General features: G+C 67.8%; 18 protein-coding genes, 4 tRNA genes and 1 riboswitch. Of the genes, 14 read left to right on the top strand and 8 right to left on the bottom strand.

Annotated features, from left to right (window positions below; all coding sequences use genetic code 11):
• Positions 1–48: 48 nt before the first annotated feature.
• A complete protein-coding gene (gene htpX, locus CA982_RS15695) occupies positions 49–915 on the bottom strand; it encodes a zinc metalloprotease HtpX (RefSeq protein WP_086536204.1) in 867 nt (288 codons plus the stop codon).
• Positions 916–1,074: 159 nt separating this feature from the next.
• The gene (locus tag CA982_RS15690) at positions 1,075–1,566 is read right to left on the bottom strand and encodes a YajQ family cyclic di-GMP-binding protein (protein ID WP_086536203.1); all 492 of its coding nucleotides are present in this window, start codon (positions 1,564–1,566) and stop codon (positions 1,075–1,077) included.
• 127 nt (positions 1,567–1,693) lie between these two features.
• Here CA982_RS15690 and CA982_RS15685 point away from each other — a divergent pair.
• From CA982_RS15685 to rplA, 10 genes are all read left to right on the top strand, one after another.
• Positions 1,694–1,774, top strand: a tRNA-Tyr gene (locus tag CA982_RS15685).
• A gap of 117 nt (positions 1,775–1,891) precedes the next feature.
• Positions 1,892–1,964, top strand: a tRNA-Thr gene (locus CA982_RS15680).
• 21 nt (positions 1,965–1,985) lie between these two features.
• Positions 1,986–2,059 (top strand) — tRNA-Met (locus CA982_RS15675).
• Between the two features lie 93 nt (positions 2,060–2,152).
• Entirely contained in the window at positions 2,153–2,320 is a 168-nt protein-coding gene (rpmG, locus tag CA982_RS15670; protein WP_003929651.1) for a 50S ribosomal protein L33, read from the top strand.
• 97 nt (positions 2,321–2,417) lie between these two features.
• Positions 2,418–3,515: a fused (3R)-hydroxyacyl-ACP dehydratase subunits HadA/HadB gene (locus tag CA982_RS15665; RefSeq protein WP_086536202.1), complete on the top strand. Its 1,098-nt coding sequence runs from the start codon at positions 2,418–2,420 to the stop codon at positions 3,513–3,515.
• Between the two features lie 316 nt (positions 3,516–3,831).
• A tRNA-Trp gene (locus CA982_RS15660) sits at positions 3,832–3,904 on the top strand.
• Positions 3,905–3,943: 39 nt separating this feature from the next.
• Complete coding sequence (gene secE / locus CA982_RS15655) at positions 3,944–4,417, top strand: preprotein translocase subunit SecE (RefSeq protein ID WP_086536201.1); 474 nt, start codon at positions 3,944–3,946, stop codon at positions 4,415–4,417.
• Positions 4,418–4,487: 70 nt separating this feature from the next.
• On the top strand, positions 4,488–5,348 hold the full coding sequence (gene nusG, locus CA982_RS15650) for a transcription termination/antitermination protein NusG (RefSeq protein WP_086536200.1): 861 nt from the start codon (positions 4,488–4,490) through the stop codon (positions 5,346–5,348).
• 93 nt (positions 5,349–5,441) lie between these two features.
• Complete coding sequence (rplK, locus tag CA982_RS15645) at positions 5,442–5,876, top strand: 50S ribosomal protein L11 (RefSeq protein ID WP_004021736.1); 435 nt, start codon at positions 5,442–5,444, stop codon at positions 5,874–5,876.
• Between the two features lie 85 nt (positions 5,877–5,961).
• Positions 5,962–6,678: a 50S ribosomal protein L1 gene (rplA, locus tag CA982_RS15640; protein WP_086536199.1), complete on the top strand. Its 717-nt coding sequence runs from the start codon at positions 5,962–5,964 to the stop codon at positions 6,676–6,678.
• Between the two features lie 72 nt (positions 6,679–6,750).
• Here the strand turns inward: rplA and CA982_RS15635 are convergent, their stop codons facing one another.
• The 4 genes from CA982_RS15635 to CA982_RS15620 form a co-directional block, all read right to left on the bottom strand.
• Positions 6,751–8,457, bottom strand: coding sequence for an HNH endonuclease signature motif containing protein (locus CA982_RS15635; protein ID WP_086536198.1), 1,707 nt, complete (start codon positions 8,455–8,457; stop codon positions 6,751–6,753).
• A gap of 208 nt (positions 8,458–8,665) precedes the next feature.
• A complete protein-coding gene (locus CA982_RS15630; RefSeq protein ID WP_086536197.1) occupies positions 8,666–9,691 on the bottom strand; it encodes an ABC transporter substrate-binding protein in 1,026 nt (341 codons plus the stop codon).
• 65 nt (positions 9,692–9,756) lie between these two features.
• Positions 9,757–10,587 carry an ABC transporter ATP-binding protein gene (locus tag CA982_RS15625; RefSeq protein ID WP_086536196.1) on the bottom strand — a complete coding sequence of 277 codons (831 nt, stop codon included), beginning with the start codon at positions 10,585–10,587 and terminating at the stop codon, positions 9,757–9,759.
• Entirely contained in the window at positions 10,584–11,663 is a 1,080-nt protein-coding gene (locus CA982_RS15620; protein WP_086536195.1) for a FecCD family ABC transporter permease, read from the bottom strand. The genes CA982_RS15625 and CA982_RS15620 overlap by 4 nt, the downstream gene beginning before the upstream one ends.
• A 47-nt stretch (positions 11,664–11,710) precedes the next feature.
• Positions 11,711–11,892, bottom strand: a riboswitch (cobalamin riboswitch).
• A 117-nt stretch (positions 11,893–12,009) separates the two neighbouring features.
• On the opposite strand from CA982_RS15620, the gene CA982_RS15615 reads away from it, so the two are divergent.
• On the top strand, positions 12,010–12,963 hold the full coding sequence (locus CA982_RS15615) for an L-lactate dehydrogenase (protein WP_086536194.1): 954 nt from the start codon (positions 12,010–12,012) through the stop codon (positions 12,961–12,963).
• A 13-nt stretch (positions 12,964–12,976) separates the two neighbouring features.
• Here the strand turns inward: CA982_RS15615 and CA982_RS15610 are convergent, their stop codons facing one another.
• Positions 12,977–13,861 carry an alpha/beta fold hydrolase gene (locus CA982_RS15610; protein ID WP_086536193.1) on the bottom strand — a complete coding sequence of 295 codons (885 nt, stop codon included), beginning with the start codon at positions 13,859–13,861 and terminating at the stop codon, positions 12,977–12,979.
• A 221-nt stretch (positions 13,862–14,082) separates the two neighbouring features.
• Between CA982_RS15610 and CA982_RS15605 the strand changes: the two genes are divergently transcribed.
• From CA982_RS15605 to CA982_RS15595, 3 genes are all read left to right on the top strand, one after another.
• The gene (locus tag CA982_RS15605) at positions 14,083–14,355 is read left to right on the top strand and encodes an excalibur calcium-binding domain-containing protein (RefSeq protein WP_086536192.1); all 273 of its coding nucleotides are present in this window, start codon (positions 14,083–14,085) and stop codon (positions 14,353–14,355) included.
• A 74-nt stretch (positions 14,356–14,429) separates the two neighbouring features.
• Positions 14,430–15,131: a YoaK family protein gene (locus CA982_RS15600; protein WP_244176303.1), complete on the top strand. Its 702-nt coding sequence runs from the start codon at positions 14,430–14,432 to the stop codon at positions 15,129–15,131.
• A gap of 10 nt (positions 15,132–15,141) precedes the next feature.
• Complete coding sequence (locus tag CA982_RS15595; RefSeq protein ID WP_086536190.1) at positions 15,142–15,972, top strand: DUF2786 domain-containing protein; 831 nt, start codon at positions 15,142–15,144, stop codon at positions 15,970–15,972.
• Here CA982_RS15595 and CA982_RS15590 read toward each other — a convergent pair.
• Positions 15,969–16,910: a YihY/virulence factor BrkB family protein gene (locus CA982_RS15590; RefSeq protein WP_086536223.1), complete on the bottom strand. Its 942-nt coding sequence runs from the start codon at positions 16,908–16,910 to the stop codon at positions 15,969–15,971. The two genes, CA982_RS15595 and CA982_RS15590, sit on opposite strands and share 4 nt — an antisense overlap.
• Positions 16,911–16,968: the final 58 nt, after the last annotated feature.

The following is a 16,968-nucleotide window of genomic DNA, read 5'->3' as shown; positions in this document are numbered from 1 at the left end:
GACTTCGCTCAACCGGCAGGCAAGTCGCTCAACCGGTAGGGAACCGGCTCACCCGGCGGAGCGGCCGTCGCGAGCCATCTCCTGCAACCGGCGGATGCGTTCGGCGGTCGGCGGGTGTGTGGCGAACATCCGCGCCATCCGGTCGGTGGCGCGGAACGGGCTCTCGATCATCAGATGAGACTGAGCCGCGATGTCGGGCTGCGGCGGCAACGGCGCGGCCTGGACGCCCCCGGAGATCTTCGCCAGCGCCGACGCCAGTGCGAGCGGGTCCCCGGTGAGTTCCGCACCGGATTGATCGGCCTGGAACTCCCGCGACCGGGAGACCGCCAGCTTCACCAGAGTGGCCGCGATCGGCCCCAGGAGGGCGATCAGCAGCATGGCCAGCGGGTTGGGGGCGTTGTCGCGGCCGCCGAAGGCGCCCATGAACATCGCGAAGTTGGCGAGGCCGCTGATGACCGCCGCCATCGCACCGGCGACCGAGCTGATGAGGATGTCGCGGTTGTACACGTGCGACAGCTCGTGACCCAGCACGGCGCGCAACTCGCGCTCGTCGAGCAGGTGCAGGATGCCGGTGGTGCAGCACACCGCGGCGTTCTTGGGGTTGCGACCCGTGGCGAACGCGTTGGGTGACTCCGTGGGGGAGATGTAGAGGGCGGGCATCGGCTGGTGCGCCGTCGTCGCCAGCTCACGCACGATCCGGTACATGACCGGCGCCTGCAGTTCGGTGACCGGCTGCGCGTGCATCGCCTTCAGCGACATCTTGGCGCTGTTGAAGTAGACGTAGGCATTCATGCCGACGGCGACGACCACCGATCCCCACAGGATCAGCGGGCTCTGGAACAGCGCGCCGATGCCGACGATGATCGCCGACATCAGGCCCAGCAGAGCCGCCGTCTTCAAGCCGTTGAAATGCATCGGTTCCTCGTCTGTCCGGCGCCGCGGGTCTCGGGCCCCTCGGCGGCGTGCGGGTGAACCCGCTGCCGGCCGAGGAGTGCTGGCGCCCTCATCCAGTCAAACGACGCAGCACCCGTCTGGGTTTCCACGTACGGACTCCGGATCGGGCGCCGGGGCGGATCAGCGGTAGTTGACGAACTGCAGGGCGATGCCGAAGTCCTCGCCCTTGAGCAGCGCGATGACGGCCTGCAGATCGTCGCGCTTCTTGCTCGACACGCGCAGCTCGTCGCCCTGGATCTGTGCCTTGACGCCCTTGGGGCCCTCGTCACGGATCTTCTTGGAGATCTTCTTGGCGTGGTCGGAGTCGATGCCCTGCACGAGCGTGCCGGTGATCTTGAAGGTCTTGCCCGAGCCGACGACCTCGCCGGCGTCGAACGCCTTGAGGGAGATGTCGCGGCGGATCAGCTTCTCCTTGAACACCTCGAGGCCCGCCTGCGCGCGCTCCTCGGCGTCGGAGGTGATCACGATGTTCTCCTCGCCGGACCACTCGATGCCGGTGTTGGTGCCGCGGAAGTCGTACCGCTGCGACAACTCCTTGGCAGCCTGGTTGAGGGCGTTGTCGACCTCCTGGCGGTCGATCTTGCTCACCACGTCGAACGATGAATCAGCCATGTCCGACAGGGTATGTCATGGCCATGGGAGTCCGGTTGACCAGCCGGTTTGCGCGTGGACGTGGTGTTCGTTGTATTCTTCACGGCGTTGTTCGAACGGCTGTCGCGACGGCCTGGGAGAGCGGCACGGCAGGTTGCCCGAGCGGCCAAAGGGAGCGGATTGTAAATCCGTCGCGCAAGCTACATAGGTTCGAATCCTATACCTGCCACAGCGTGGTCCATCTTCGCGAAACTGCACGTCAGACGGTCTCCGACCAGCGATTTGTCTAGTGCAGACGCGAGTGTGTAACCTCGTTAAGGCTCTCGGGCTCAACAGCCCGGGGCACGCCCCCTTAGCTCAGTCGGCAGAGCGTTTCCATGGTAAGGAAAAGGTCGACGGTTCGATTCCGTCAGGGGGCTCGCTGGACGAGAAGTCCGCGGGGCGGTGTAGCTCAGCTGGTTAGAGCGCACGACTCATAATCGTGAGGTCGAGGGATCGAGTCCCTCCACCGCTACACATCGGGTCCGACCGGAACCGAGCGCAAGGGTCGCAAGCCCTGAGGGAACTTCCGAACCCGACCACGTACCACCCGAAAGAAGGCAATCAAGTGGCCTCCTCAACAGATGTTCGCCCCAAGATCACCTTGGCCTGCGAGGTGTGCAAGCACCGTAACTACATCACGAAGAAGAACCGCCGCAACGATCCCGATCGCCTCGAGATCAAGAAGTTCTGCCCGAACTGCGGCAAGCATCAGGCGCACAAGGAATCGCGCTGACGCTGTCGTCGGCCATTCCGAAGTACATCCAGCAGCGGGCTGCCTCTCTTCGAGGCGGCCCGTCTTGCTGTGGTGGGCCCGAAGGGAGTAGTGCTCAATGTCACAGGTAAGCGGAGCCGAGATCCGGGATCGTGCGGACGAGGCATCGAACGGTGGTGCGAAGCCGACCCCCGAGCAGATCGCCGCCCACACCCAGAGCCTCGTCGGCTTCCACTACACCGTCGACGACTACTACGAGATCGGCCGCGAGGAGATCCGTAAGCACGCGATGGCCGTGCAGGACGCGCACCCCACGCACTGGAGCGAGGAGGGCGCGCGGGCCTTCGGCCACGACCGCCTGATCGCCGCGCCCACCTACGTGTCCGTGCTCGGGATCATCGCCCAGCGCAAGCTCTTCGAAGACGTGATCACCGGCTACGACATGTGGCAGATCATGCAGACCGATCAGCGCCTGGTGTACCACCAGCCGATGAAGGTCGGCGACCGCTTGATCTGCGACGTCTCCCTCGAGTCGTTCCGTCACGTCAGCAGCCCCGAGATGATCGACCTGATGGTCACCAAGAATGTCATCTGGAACCAGCACGACGAGCCCGTCATGACCACCTGGACGTCGCTGGCCGCGCGTCCCGGCATGGATGTCGACCCGGAGCTCGAGGCCTCCCTCGATCACGTGATGATCAAGGTCGACGCCCTCGGCGAATCGGGACACACCGTCGAGCCGAAGGCGGGTCGCTATGCCCTGCCCGACCCGACGCAGTCGCCCGGTGCCTTCGGTGCCATCGACTTCGACACCCTCACCGTGGGTCAGGAACTGACGCCCAAGCGCTACCTGCTGACGCGCGGGAACCTCGCGAACTATGCGGGCGTCGCCGGCGACCCCAACCCGATCCACTTCTCCGACCATGTGGTGAACGCGGCCGGGATGGACGACGTGGTCGCCCATGGCATGCAGACGATGGGGCTCGGCGCGAGCTTCGTCTCCGAGTTCATCGGTGACCCGGCCGCCTTCTGCGAGTACAACGTGCGCTTCACCAGCCCGGTGTACGTTCCCGCCGACGACAGCGCGGCCGTCGACTTCACCGGCAAGGTGAAGTCGCTCGATCCCGCGACCCGCCGCGGCACCATCGCGATCACCGCCAAGCAGGGCGATCGCCGCATCTTCGGTCGCGCCCAGGCCGTCATCCAGTTCAATTGATCGGCTGCGATCGCGGTCGCCCGGTAGATGTCGCACAACGTTGCGCCCGGCGCTACGACGCACTACGTCTGGGAACCGACGGCGGTCGCGATGGGGGGCGAGCCGACGGACGACGTGTACGGTCGTCGGGGGAGCGGAGGCAAGCCCGTTTTGGGTCCACCGCCCCGGTGATCTACACTGAAGTGTCTGATTGATTCAGACTTGCGCGCTACCCATAGGGTGGCGCGTTGGTTTTGTCGGCGACGAATCGCCGGTGGGTCGCGAGACCGGATCGAGAAGGACGGCAACGCCGACCACCCCGGTGGGGGCGTCGCAAAGGGGCGTAGCTCAATTGGCAGAGCAGCGGTCTCCAAAACCGCAGGTTGCAGGTTCAAGTCCTGTCGCCCCTGCCCTGGTGAAGGGCACACGCTGACGAGAGGACCGCGAAGTTGAGCAAGCGAGACCGGGCCGCCCGCGCCAAAGACGCCGCAGAAGGTTCTGCGGCCGATTCGGCCGCGGCTGAGCTCGACGGTCGCGACGAGGCCACCGACGCGGGAACGGACGACACGACGTCGACCGGGAACGCCAAGGAGCTGCGTCCGTCCGGTAAACGCTCTGCTCGCGGGCGTCGCTCGTCGGCGGGTGCAACCGACGGTGACACCGACTCCGGATCGGGGTCGGTCGCCGTCAAGGAACGCAAGACCAAGAAGAAGGCGTCTGCCGGGGAGAGCCGGAATCCGATCGTCAAGATCTGGCTCTTCCTCACGCAGGTCGTCGCCGAGCTGAAGAAGGTCATCTGGCCTACGCGGCGCGAGATGATCGTCTACACGATCGTCGTGCTCGTGTTCGTCATCGTGATGACCGCATTCATCTCCGGCCTCGATCTCGCCTTCGCCAAGGGAGTCCTCTGGTTGTTCGGCTGACCCACGCGGTGGGCTCGGCCGGCGACGAGGAGTACGACCGCCAGATGAACCATAAGGAGCGTGGGCTGCTGTGAGCACCCCGGAGAACGAACTCGCCTCGACCGATTCCGTCGACGTGGCCGATGCCGCTGTCGACGCAGCCGATGTCGACGCGGACGTGACCGACGCGGTGGACACCGAGGGTGACGCGGCTGCCGACGACGCGATCGTCGAGGGTGACGAGGCCGCGGCCGAGGACACGGTCTCCGAGGACGCCGCCGACGCCGGTGAGGCGGCGGACGCCACCGAGGCCCCGGCCGAAGAGGTCGATCCGGTCGAGGAACTGCGCAAGCAGCTCCGGCGCGCACCCGGCGACTGGTACGTGATCCACAGCTACGCCGGTTACGAGAACAAGGTGAAGGCCAACCTCGAGACCCGCGTGCAGAACCTCGACGTCGGCGACTACATCTTCCAGGTCGAGGTGCCGACCGAAGAGGTCACCGAGATCAAGAACGGTCAGCCCAAGAAGGTCAACCGCAAGGTGCTGCCGGGCTACATCCTGGTCCGCATGGAACTCAACGACGAGTCGTGGGGAGCCGTGCGCAACACGCCGGGTGTCACCGGTTTCGTCGGGATGACCAGCAAGCCGTCGCCGCTCTCGCTCAACGAGGTGCTGCAGTTCCTGATGCCGCGCACCGAGGCCAAGAAGCCCGCCGCATCGCGCGGGTCCGCGGCCGACGGGGTCGAGGCCGCAGCGGCAGCAGCCTCGAACGTCATCGAGGTCGACTTCGAGGTCGGCGAGTCGGTCACCGTCATGGACGGCCCGTTCGCCACGCTTCCGGCGTCGATCAGCGAGGTCAACGCCGAGCAGCGCAAGGTCAAGGTGCTCGTGTCGATCTTCGGTCGCGAGACGCCGGTCGAGCTCGGGTTCAACCAGGTCGAGAAGATCTAGGTCGCTACTCCGAGGAGGAGCAGGCGACACACACACAGACTTTCACGTCTCCAGCGGGCGTGAATTCGCAAGGAAACAAGCAAGGAACAGAAGATGCCTCCCAAGAAGAAGAAGCTCGCCGGGATCATCAAGCTCCAGATCTCGGCAGGCCAGGCCAACCCGGCCCCGCCCGTGGGTCCGGCGCTCGGTCAGCACGGCGTGAACATCATGGAGTTCTGCAAGGCGTACAACGCGGCGACCGAGTCGCAGCGCGGCAACGTCATCCCGGTCGAGATCTTCGTGTACGAAGATCGCTCCTTCGACTTCAAGTTGAAGACCCCGCCGGCTGCGAAGCTCCTGCTCAAGGCCGCCGGCCTGCAGAAGGGCTCCGGCGAGCCCCACACCAACAAGGTCGGCAAGGTGAGCATGGACCAGGTCCGTGAGATCGCCAAGACCAAGGCCGAAGACCTCAATGCCAATGACATCGACCAGGCCGCGAAGATCATCGCCGGTACTGCTCGGTCCATGGGTATCACCGTCGAGGGCTGACCTCCACCAACGAACATCCCGTGGGAGGGCCGGCTCGGCCCGCACCACACACCCCGCTGACTGACGGCGGAGAAGGAACAGAGCAATGAGCAAGAAGAGCAAGGCCTACGCGGCCGCGGCCGAGAAGGTCGACAAGAGCAAGCTCTACAGCCCGCTGGAGGCTGTCGAGCTGGCCAAGGACACGTCGTCGAAGAACACCGACGCCACCGTCGAGGTCGCGATCCGCTTGGGCGTCGACCCCCGTAAGGCAGACCAGATGGTTCGAGGCACCGTCAATCTGCCGCACGGCACGGGTAAGACTGCCCGCGTGATCGTGTTCGCCGTCGGCGACAAGGCCGCCGAGGCCGTCGCCGCCGGTGCCGACGAGGTCGGCGCCGAGGATCTGATCGAGCGCATCCAGGGCGGTTGGCTGGACTTCGACGCCGCGATCGCCACCCCGGACCAGATGGCCAAGGTCGGCCGTATCGCGCGTGTCCTCGGACCCCGCGGCCTGATGCCGAACCCGAAGACGGGCACCGTGACCGCTGACGTCACCAAGGCCGTCAACGACATCAAGGGCGGCAAGATCAACTTCCGCGTCGACAAGGCTGCGAACCTGCACTTCGTCATCGGCAAGGCGTCGTTCGACCCGGCCAAGCTGGCCGAGAACTACGGCGCCGCGTTCGACGAGATCATGCGCGCCAAGCCGTCGGCTGCCAAGGGCCGCTACATCAAGAAGGTCACCGTCTCGACCACCACGGGCCCGGGCATCCCGGTCGACCCGGCGGTCACCCGCAACTTCGCGGAGGCACCGCAGGCCTGATCTCGCATCAGGCGCACTGACACCCACGAGGGGCCCGGCATTTCGATGCCGGGCCCCTCGTTTTGTGTGCAATCACATGTGGTCGGTGAGTATGCGTGCGAGTGCTGCCTCGACTGGGGTCAGGGATTGAATGGTGAAGTGCTCCGGCGGTGATAGCGGATGGACGAGTTCCCGGTAGGCGAGTTCGAGACGCCGGCCGCGGTCGCCGTAGCCGACGGCGTCTGGGCGTGACTGGTCGCCGGGCCCCTTGCTCCCTGAGGAGCGCCCGGAGCTTGCGGAGGGCGCGTCACGAAGGGTCCGGCGACCGAGCCTGCGAAACCCTCGGGTGGTCGGTCCGTGGATCTCGTCGCGCACGGTGTTCAGGTGTTGTGCGAGTCGCCGGGGTATGTCGGGTCGGCGGTTGAGGTGTTCGGGGTTGGGCGGTGCGCCGGGTTCGGCGTTCAATCGCCAGGCGCAGCGGCCTTCGTCGGGCCCGGAGCGTTCGATCCGGGTGCTGTACTGGCCGGGTTGGTCGCCGACCATCCGGTTGTGACGAGGGCAGGCAGGCGCGAGGTCGTCGATGTCGGTGAGTCCGCCCTGGGCCCAATCCTTGTGGGCGTGGTGGAGTTCGACGTGGGTGGCGGGCTGGTCGCAGCCGGGTGCCGAGCACACTTCGCCGTCGGGGCGCGCGAAGGAGACGAGACGTTGTTCGCGGGTCGCGAGCCGTTTGCCGCGCCCGAAATACAGCGGTACGGCGGTCGAGTCTTTGAAGATCGCCAGCCACGGCTGGATCTCGCCGGCCATCCCGATGAGGTCGGGGATGGGCAGCAGGGTTCCGGTCGCGGTGGTGGCGAGCCCGGCTTCACGGATCAGGTCACCGAGGTCGGCTTTGATGATCAGTTGCACGGGCAGCCCGCGGTGCGATGTCCCGAGAGTCCCGTCGGCGAAACCCGCGGCCAGTGCGGCGTCGAGCGCGTCGTGAGTGGTCTGGGCGGGGGTGCGTTGGTCGCGGTCGGCTGCGGCGGCCAGGGCGTCGGGGTCGGCGGTGCCGGCCGGACCCTGGGGTGAGGCGGGGTCGTCGGGGTTGTTGAGTCCGGGTTTGCCCCAGACGGCGGACATCATCGTGAGCCGGGCGACGAGTGCTGGAGTGAGGGTGCCGGAGATCTTGGCGGTGCCGTCGGCTCGTTGGCGTCCGATCCACAGGCCGCGGCGTCGTTTCCGGTCCGTGTCGTCGGACAGTGTGCCGTCGGGGTCGAGGTGGGCGAGCAGACGCGCACCCAGCTGGGTGATGTCGGCAGGCGTGTGGTCGACCGCGATTTCGGCCATCTGTCGTTCGGCGGCGACCTTGACATCGTGGTCGATGGTGCCGGGGATGCGGTCGAGGACATCCAAGGCGGCCTGGACGTGCGCGGTACCGACCGAGCCTTGCGCGAAAGCCTCGGCGAGGCAGGGGTGTTCGGGCGAGAGCACTTCGCCGCCGAGGCTGGTGCGGTGGGCGGTGGCGTCCATCTGCTTACGGCGACGCATCGGGTTCGACACCCGCAGCCGATGGGTCATGAATTGCGTGAGGGTTCGGCAGCCGGCCTTGCGGGGCAGGTCGCGGGCCTCGACCTGGTCGATCTGCCGGTCACCGGCGACGGTCAACCGTGCGATGGCACGTTCGGTATCGGCTGCCACGTCAGTCAACTCGGCGTCGGTACATGGCGACAGGTCCGCGGTCTGCAACTCGTCGACGATCGCGTGCAACTCGGCCATCAACTCGACGGCACGCGGTTGCGGCATGGCTTGTTCGTCAGACATGGCGACCCCCCCGGAGAACCGTTGCTGCGAATGTACGTTCGAGTGTACACCAACTCGGGCGCAGTGCAAGCGAAAACTGTTGTTGTGCAGAGCTATTCGACGTCGAAAACTTGTCGGTGCCTCGTGGTAGGGGTGTATTGAACTCTCCGTGGGGCGGCGGCACGGCAATCGCCGCCGCCCTACGTGCCCTACGGGACGTCCTGCGGCATCAGTCCAGCCAGTTGTTCCCGCCCAGATCCAGTTGCGCGACGTCGAGCGACGGGACGATTCCGGATTCCGGTGCCAGGCCGTGGTTCTCGAGGACGTTGCGCATGATCTCGGCGGCGTCGATGTTCAGCGGGCTCGACACCCACATCGCGTACGGCAGGTTCACGAACCGGTTCTCGCGCACCGCGGTGAGGTTGCGGCCGGCCGGGTTCGACCGCAGGGCGTCGATCTTCTCCTCGACCGACTGGCCGGGATAGTCCACGAAGACGATGACATCGGGGTCCGCGGTGGTGAGGCGTTCCCAGCTGACGGCGGTCCAGGTGTCCTCGATGTCCTCGGTCGCATTGCGGGCACCTGCGGCGTCGATGATGCCCTGCGGTCCGCCGTAGGACCCGGAGGAGAAGATGGTGTCGGAGACGCTGTCGAAGACGAACACCGTGGGCTTGTCGGTGGGTTGCGGAGCGGCACGGAGCTTCTCGAGGCGATCGGCCACCTCGTCGGCCGCGGCGGCGCCCTGGTCCGGGTTGCCGGTGATGGTGCCGATGTTGCGCAGGTCGGTGTCGAGCGCGACCCACGGATCCATGGTGCCGCGCTGCGCCTCACCCTCGACCTGCCGGCATGCCTCGGACAGCTGGTAGACGTCGATGCCGTGGGAGGCGAGGATCTCGGGTGTGATCCCGCGGGACTCGCTCATCCCGTAGTTGTATCCGGCATAGAGCACCTGGGGTTTCGCGGCGACGATGTTCTCGAGTGTGGGGCGCTCGGAGGCGACCTCGTTCAGCGAGTCCACCTGGGGTCCGTACTCGAGCCGGAGGACGTCCTTGTCCCGTGCGAGTGCACTGACCGCCACCATGGTGTCCCGGGCGCCCGCCGCCAGGGCGATCGCGATCATTCCGCCGTCGTTGACGAACAACCGGTCGAGGGGTTGGGGGAAGGAGACCTCGGCCCCGCAATTGGTCACGGTCACAGTGTTCTCCGACGCCCGGGTGCTGTCGGTTCCGCAGGCGGTGGCTGCGCCCAGCGTCATTGCGGCGACGATGATCGCGGCGCTCGGATGGACTCGGGAGGTGTGCGTACTCAAGGGATTTCCTCTCATGGGGTGTCTGTTGTCACAGCTCTGGGGGCAGCTGAGGTCGGGGTGTCGAGCAGCAGGTGTGGCCGGCCCGTCGCCGGGTGGGTGACAACGGTTCCGGACACCTCGAAGACGGTCGCCAGCAGATCCGGTGTCAGCACCTCGACGGGTCGGCCCTGGGCGACCACGCCGCCGTCGGACACCACTGCGACGCAATCGAAGTGACGCAGGACGAGGTCGAGGTCGTGCATCGCCGCCAGCACGGTGGCGTCGAGTTCGTCGAGGATCTCCATCAGCCGCAGGCGCCAGGCGGCGTCCAGATGATTGGTGGGCTCGTCGAGCACCAGGATCGGGGTCTGCTGTGCGAGTGCACGGGCGAGGACGACGCGGTGCCGCTCGCCACCGGACAGTTGGGTGCACGAGCGGGCACCCCAGCCGTCGAGGCCGACCTGCGCCAGCACCGCGCCGACCACCGTCGAGTCGTCGGAGCTCCCGGTGGACCAGGCCGACCGGTACGGGGTCCGGCCCAGGCCGACCGCCTCGGCGACGGTCAGTTCCGCCGAGGGCTGTTCCTCCTGGCCCACCATCGCTATCGAGCGGGCCCGCTGCCGCGACGGGAGTCGGTGCAGATCGTCACCGCCCACGTGGATCGTGCCGGCGGTCGGACGTTCGAGACCGCAGAGCGTGCGCAACAGGGTGGTCTTGCCGGAGCCGTTGGGGCCGACGATGGCCAGTCGGGTACCCGCCGGGACCTCGAGATCGACGTCGCGCACGATGACGCGGCCGCCTCGCCGGCACGCGAGTGCGTTCGCGCGCAACGCCATCGAGCGGGTTCGTGCGGGGTTCGTCATGAGCCGCCGCCGAACACATACTGGCGACGGCCCATGAGGAACAGGAAGATCGGCGCGCCGATCAACCCGGTCACGATGCCGAGCGGCATCTCGCGGGGCGCGGCGGCCACCCGCGAGATGACATCGACCCACACCAGGAACAGGGCGCCACCGCAGACCGCCACCGGCAGCATCGCACGGTGGGTGGCACCGACGAGGAGTCTGGCGGCGTGCGGGACGATCAGACCGACGAAGCCGATTCCGCCCGCCACCGCGACGAGGACGCCCACCAGGACGCCCTGGATTCCGAACAGCGCGTTGCGCATCGCGCGAACCGGCACGCCCAGCGATGTCGCGGTGTCCGTGCCGGCCGCGTAGGCGTCGAGCCAGGAGTGGATGGCGAGCATCGCCGCGACCGTGACCAGCACGACCACCCCGGCGATCTGCACCTTCGCCCAGGTGGCCCCGGCGACGCTGCCGAGCATCCAGAACATCACGTTGTCGGCGGCGTGGGGATCCGCGGCGGTGAACACGAGCAGCGACGACAACGCCATGAACGCCGACGACAACACGACCCCGGACAGGATGAGTCGCAGCGCGGTCAACCCGCCCTGGGCGCGAGCGACCAGGTACACCGTGACGGTCGCCGCGAGCGCGCCGAGGAGCGCTCCGCCGGAGAGTGCCCACACCCCGAGGCCGGCCAGTACGCCGAGCGTCATGACGGCGGTGGCCCCGACCGCCGCGCCGGCGGACACGCCCAGCAGGTACGGCTCGGCGAGGGGATTGCGGACCAGTGCCTGCATGAGTGCGCCGGCCAGGGCGAGCCCGGCGCCGACGAGGGCGGCCAGGACCGACCGCGGCAACCGGAGGTCCCAGATGATCACCGCGTGCGCGGAATCGGTCTCGGCGCCGGTCAGGCGGCCGGCGACGGTGTGCCAGACGTCGCCGACGGGGATGGTCTCGGCGCCGAAGGCGGTGGCCAGGGCGATGCTGAGGAGGGTGAGGACGAACAGGACAGCGGCTAGCGGCGTCGACGGGAGTCGCCGGACCGGCGGAGCGGTGGCGATCTCGGTCGTGCCGTCGGTACGACGGGACACGGACTGTACTGCCTTACGGTCTGGGTATCTGTGCGCGAGATACACGGTGGACTCGAGCGAGAGCGGCCGGTATTCGGACTCGGGTTCGTCCGGAGCCGGCGCCTTCCCGGGTCGCCCCAGTGGCTGTGTGCCGGTTCCGTCCCCCATACCGCTGCGCGCCAGTCCCGGATTCGCACCGGGTTCCCTGACACCCACGTGTGCGGGTGTGACCGTTCTCGCCGCTGAGGCTATCAACACGGTTCCCCGGATCGATGGGCGGTCGGCCGGCGGTGCCCGGACAGCGAACCGGAGAACACCTAGGCTGGGTGCCGACGATCGATGAACCCGACGCGGAAACGGTGAACCGATGGACGTACGAGACACGAAGCTGGCCATCATCGGGGCGGGTGCGGTGGGCACCGCGATCGCCTACTCATCACTCATCCGGGGCGTCGCGCGGACCATCGCGCTCCTCGACATCGACGCCGCCAAGGTGACCGCCGAGGTGCTCGACATGTCCCACGGGCTCGAGTTCGTCCCGCGTGCCGACATCACCGGGTCCGACGACGTGTCGGTGTGCGCGGATGCCGACGTCGTCGTCTTCACCGCCGGTGCCAAGCAGAAGCCCGGTCAGTCGCGACTCGAATTGGCAGAGGCCACAATCGGTCTGACACGCGCCATTCTCCCGGGGGTCCTGGAGGTCGCCCCGAATGCGATCTACCTGATGGTCACCAATCCGGTCGACATCGTCACCTACGCCGCCCAGCAGATCAGCGGACTGTCGCCCAGCCGGGTCTTCGGCTCGGGCACGGTGCTCGACTCGTCCCGGCTTCGGTTCCTGATCGCGCACCATTGCGGCGTCGCGGTGCAGAGCGTGCACTCCTACATCGCCGGCGAGCACGGCGACACCGAGATCCCGCTGTGGAGTTCGGCGACGATCGGTGGGGTGCCGCTGACCTCGTGGACACCGCTGCCCGGCCGGCCGGCGCTGGATGCCGTTGCGCGCGAACGTATCCATCACGAGGTCGTGCATGCCGCCTACACCATCATCGAGGGCAAGGGGGCCACGAACTATGCGATCGGTCTGGCGTCGACGCGCATCGTCGAGGCGATCCTGACCAACGAGCACCGGGTGTTGCCGGTGTCGACGCGGGCCGACGGCATCGAGGGCCTCGACGGAGTGTGTCTCTCACTGCCGACCGTCGTCGACCGCGGCGGCGCGCAGACCCGACTCGACGTCCCGCTGTCGGACTCGGAGCGAGCGGGCCTGGTCGCGTCGGCGACGACCCTGCGGGGGATGCAGGCGCGGTTCGGGCTGTGACTCGGTCGCGAGGCTATGCGGGGACGGTTGCGCGTAAGAAGTCGAGCTGATCGGCGACCACCCGCTCGAAGTCGGCGCCGACGTAGATGTCGAAATGCCCGGCGGGATACCGGATCACCCGTGCCGCCGGTGCCCGGCGGGCATGGCGGGCGGTCGGTCCGGCCGGTGCCACCGAGTCCTCGTCGCAGATGCACACGAGTGTCGGACTGGCCAGTTTTCGCAACGCCCGTCCCGGAGTGTGCAACGGGATGGCGAGACCGACCCGGGCGGCGACCTCGTTGACGAACTCCAGGTCATCGGGCACCAGCGGCAGGTATCCCGACACCGCGTCGGACGCCGTCATCAGGGCGGCCGAGCCGGGCGCGCCGGCGAGGCCGACCGTGACCGGCGGACGGCCCAGTGCCGATCCCGCCAGATCCGCGAGGGCCCGAGCCGTCACCTTCGCGCCGGACACCACCCCCAGGGCGGCGGTGGACGCGATTCCGCTGGTGAACGGGCACTGCGAGATCACTGCGGCCACCCGGCCGTCGCGTTCGCCCGCGACGAGGACGTGTCCGCCGCCGAAGGAGGTGCCCCACAGCACTATTCGTGCGGTGTCGACGCCGCGTAGGGTTCGCGCGAAGGCGATCGCCGCGGCCCAGTCGTCGAGCTGGCGGCGGATGGACAGCAGCTGTCGCGGTTCGCCGTCGCTGTCACCGAAGTGGCGGTAGTCGAACACCAGGCACGAGTATCCCGCGGCGGTGAAGCGCTCGGCGAACGCGTCCAGACGCATCCGCCGGACCGCTCCGAGACCGTGCGCCATGACGATGACCGGGGCCGGTGTGGTTCCCTCGGGCCGGTACCACCACGCCCGGCACGTCGTGCCGGACGAATCGAACTCGACGTCGCTCCTGATCATCGTTCCCCCGCTGGTCGATGTGTGGCCTGGGCGGACTGTACCAACACCCGTTGTCGGATGACAGGGTTGCGCGGCCACGCGGTGCACTCACGTCCGGTGGCCGGCCGTGTCCGTCGGCCGGACCAATCTTCGCGATGCGGGCACTGTTCGACGACCCGACCCCGTACTGTCAGCTCGTCACGATGAGGTGTCGGGGGACACACAGAAGAAGGTCAAGCACCATGCGTTGCTCGCGAAAGATGGTCCTCGGGTTCCTGGCCGCGGCGTCCCTGACGGTCGCCCCGCTGATGGTGTCGGCGCCCGCCTCGGCGGCCACCGACTACGCCAACTGCTCGGAACTCAACGCCGATTATCCGCATGGTGTCGGCCGGACGGGCGCCGTCGACTCGACGTCGGGTACCCCGGTCACCACGTTCACCGTCGACGACGACCTGTACAACGCGAACTCCGAATCCGATCGCGACAAGGACGGCATCGCCTGCGAGAAGCGCTGAGCGCGACCAGCGGCTGACGACGTCACAGTCGTCGTGCGCAGGCCAGGGGGCAGTCAGGCGTTAGATTCGTGCCCATGGCGGCCCGACTCGACAGGTATCTGAGCAGCACACACCCGGACATCGCGATCGCGGCCGCGCTGCTGTTCGTGGCCGGACTGATCGACGCCATCGCGTTCTTCGTGCTCAAGGGCAGCTTCGTCGCCTTCATGTCGGGCAACTCCACCATCATGGGTGCCTCGGTGGCGGCGGGCCGGTGGTCGACGATCGCGCTCGTCGCCGGACTCGTCGTCGCGTTCTTCGGGGGTGCCGTGAGCGGAGCGGCGATCAGTCGCTGGGGCGGCACGCGCTCGCCGGTCTGGATTCTGGTCGCGGTGACCGTCGCGCTTCTCGCCGGCACCGTCGTCGCTCTCACCGCGTCGCCCACCGCCGGGATGATCGTCGTCGCGGTGGCCACCGGTGCGATCAACTCGGCGCTGTCGCACACGTCGACGGTGCAGGGCGGACTGACCTATGTCACCGGGACGCTGGTGCGATCCGCGCACGAACTGGTCGCGTCGCTGGGCACCGAGCGGCCGTGGGCGTGGGTCGCGGTGTTCTGGATGTGGCCGGTGTTCGTACTCGGCGCGGTGTGCGGTGGATTCGCCGAACAGCACTGGGGCGTCGCCGGGTTGTGGGTCGGCGTCCTGCTCGCCGCCTGCGCCCTGCTCCTGCGCCTCGCCGAGACGTCGTCTCGAGGCAATTCGCGCTCGAATGGAACCGAACGGGCCGCTGGATAGTCTGAGACATATGCGCGACGACAAGCTGCTCACCCGGATCTCGGCCCTTCTGCGTCAAGCGGAGAACACCGACAACGAGCACGAGGCCGAGACCTTCATGCAGGCCGCCCAGCGGCTCGCGACGGCATCGTCGATCGACCTGGCCGTGGCCCGCGCCCATGATCCCGCTGCGCGCAAGAAGGTCACCCCGATCAGCCGGCAGATCGCGATCGGCGAACCCGGCAAGCGTGGCCTGCGCACCTACGTGCAACTCTTCGTCGCCATCACCGCTGCCAACGACGTGACCGTCGACGTGGCGAGCAACTCGACCTTCGTCCTCGCCTACGGCTACGAAGCCGACATCGACGCCTGCGAAGCCCTCTACACGTCGCTGATCGTGCAGATGGTCGCGGCCAGCGACGCCTATCTGCGGTCCGGGGCCTACAAGGGCGAGACCTTCGCGCGGGTCGTCACCCGGGGGAGCGGGTGGCGTGCCCGGCGGGTGATCGAGGAGAAACCGCTGTCACCGATCACCGCGCGGCTCAACTTCCAGTCGGCGTTCGCCGAACGCATCGGCACACGTCTCACCGAGGCCCGCGATGCGGCGCGCGAGGAGGCCATCGCCGCCGAACGGGACTCCGGTGAGTCGACCCGTTCGACGGCGGTCGCGTTGCGCAACAAGGAGATCGAGGTGACCGATTTCTACCGGACGGAGTCGAGCGCCCGCGGTACCTGGCGTCCGTCGAGCGCGTCCGCCGGGTACTCGGAGGCCGCCCGCCGGGCCGGCGACCACGCGGGACGCCGGGCGAAGATCGGTGCCGACCGCGAATTCGGCGGCGCCCGAGGCGCTCTGGAAGGTTAGGGCTCGATGCGTGCGGGCGGGTCCTCGGCCGGCCCCCCGGCGGGCCGGTCGTACCAGGCCGCGGACGCGTGCGGGACGAACGGCGTCGGCGTGCCCGCCCACCGGCGCACCCAGCGTCCGACGCGGCCCTCGTCTGTCGCCACGGCGTGCACGACGATGGCGGTGACCACCAGGATCAGCGCGAAGACGAACAGCCAGCTGATGGCGACGAAGACGATGCCGAGGGTTCCGTAGCTGCGGATCGTGCCCGCGGCGAGTGTCGGCAGGGCGATCCGGCTCCCGGCGAGCAGCACGGTGATGAGAAGGCCGGTGCCGACGCCGTTGAGGACGAGCAGCTTCATCGGAACCTGCGACGAGACGAGGAGTCGCGGGATCGCGGTGAACGTGGCCGACCAGATCAGCAGGGTCACGGCGACGATGAGCCCCACCCCCAGGACGCCCCGGTCGCCGATGTGCATGCCGAACAGCGAGGTGGCCTCCACTCCGGTCGACAGGCCCTGCAGGGTGACCGCGGCGGGGATCAGGAAGACGACGACGACCCATCGCCAGTACTTGCGCCACGGCAGTTTGGCGACGTCCCAGATCGACACATACATTCGGCCGAGGGCACGTGACAGGGAGGTGGCGCCGGCGATGGTCATCAGCGCACCGACGATGCCGAAGGTCGTGGCCGATGTCGGGTCGTCGATCGTGGGCGCGTCGAGACTGCTGACCGGGATGCCGAGTTCGGTGAGCGCGTCGTCGACGACGTCGGTGCCCGGCAGGGTGAGCACGAGGATCACGACCGGGAGGATCGAGGTGAAGGCCTGCGCGGCCAGGGTCATCGACCGGTCGGTGAGGTTCCCGCGTGCGATGTCGATGACGATGCGGAGAACCAGGGAGGCGCCGGGCAGCCGCATCACGCGCTCGCGAGCTGCATCGAGATCAGGACGGCGCATGAACTCTCCCATCGGCACCGGGTTGAGCTTCGGCCCGCTCGCTTCGCTCCCGGCGCCG

Origin of the sequence: Gordonia lacunae (genome assembly GCF_002149015.1) — a bacterium.
Classification (GTDB): Bacteria; Actinomycetota; Actinomycetes; order Mycobacteriales; family Mycobacteriaceae; genus Gordonia; species Gordonia lacunae.
Note: the sequence above shows the minus strand (reverse complement) of the source record. Positions and strands in the feature narration are given on the sequence as shown.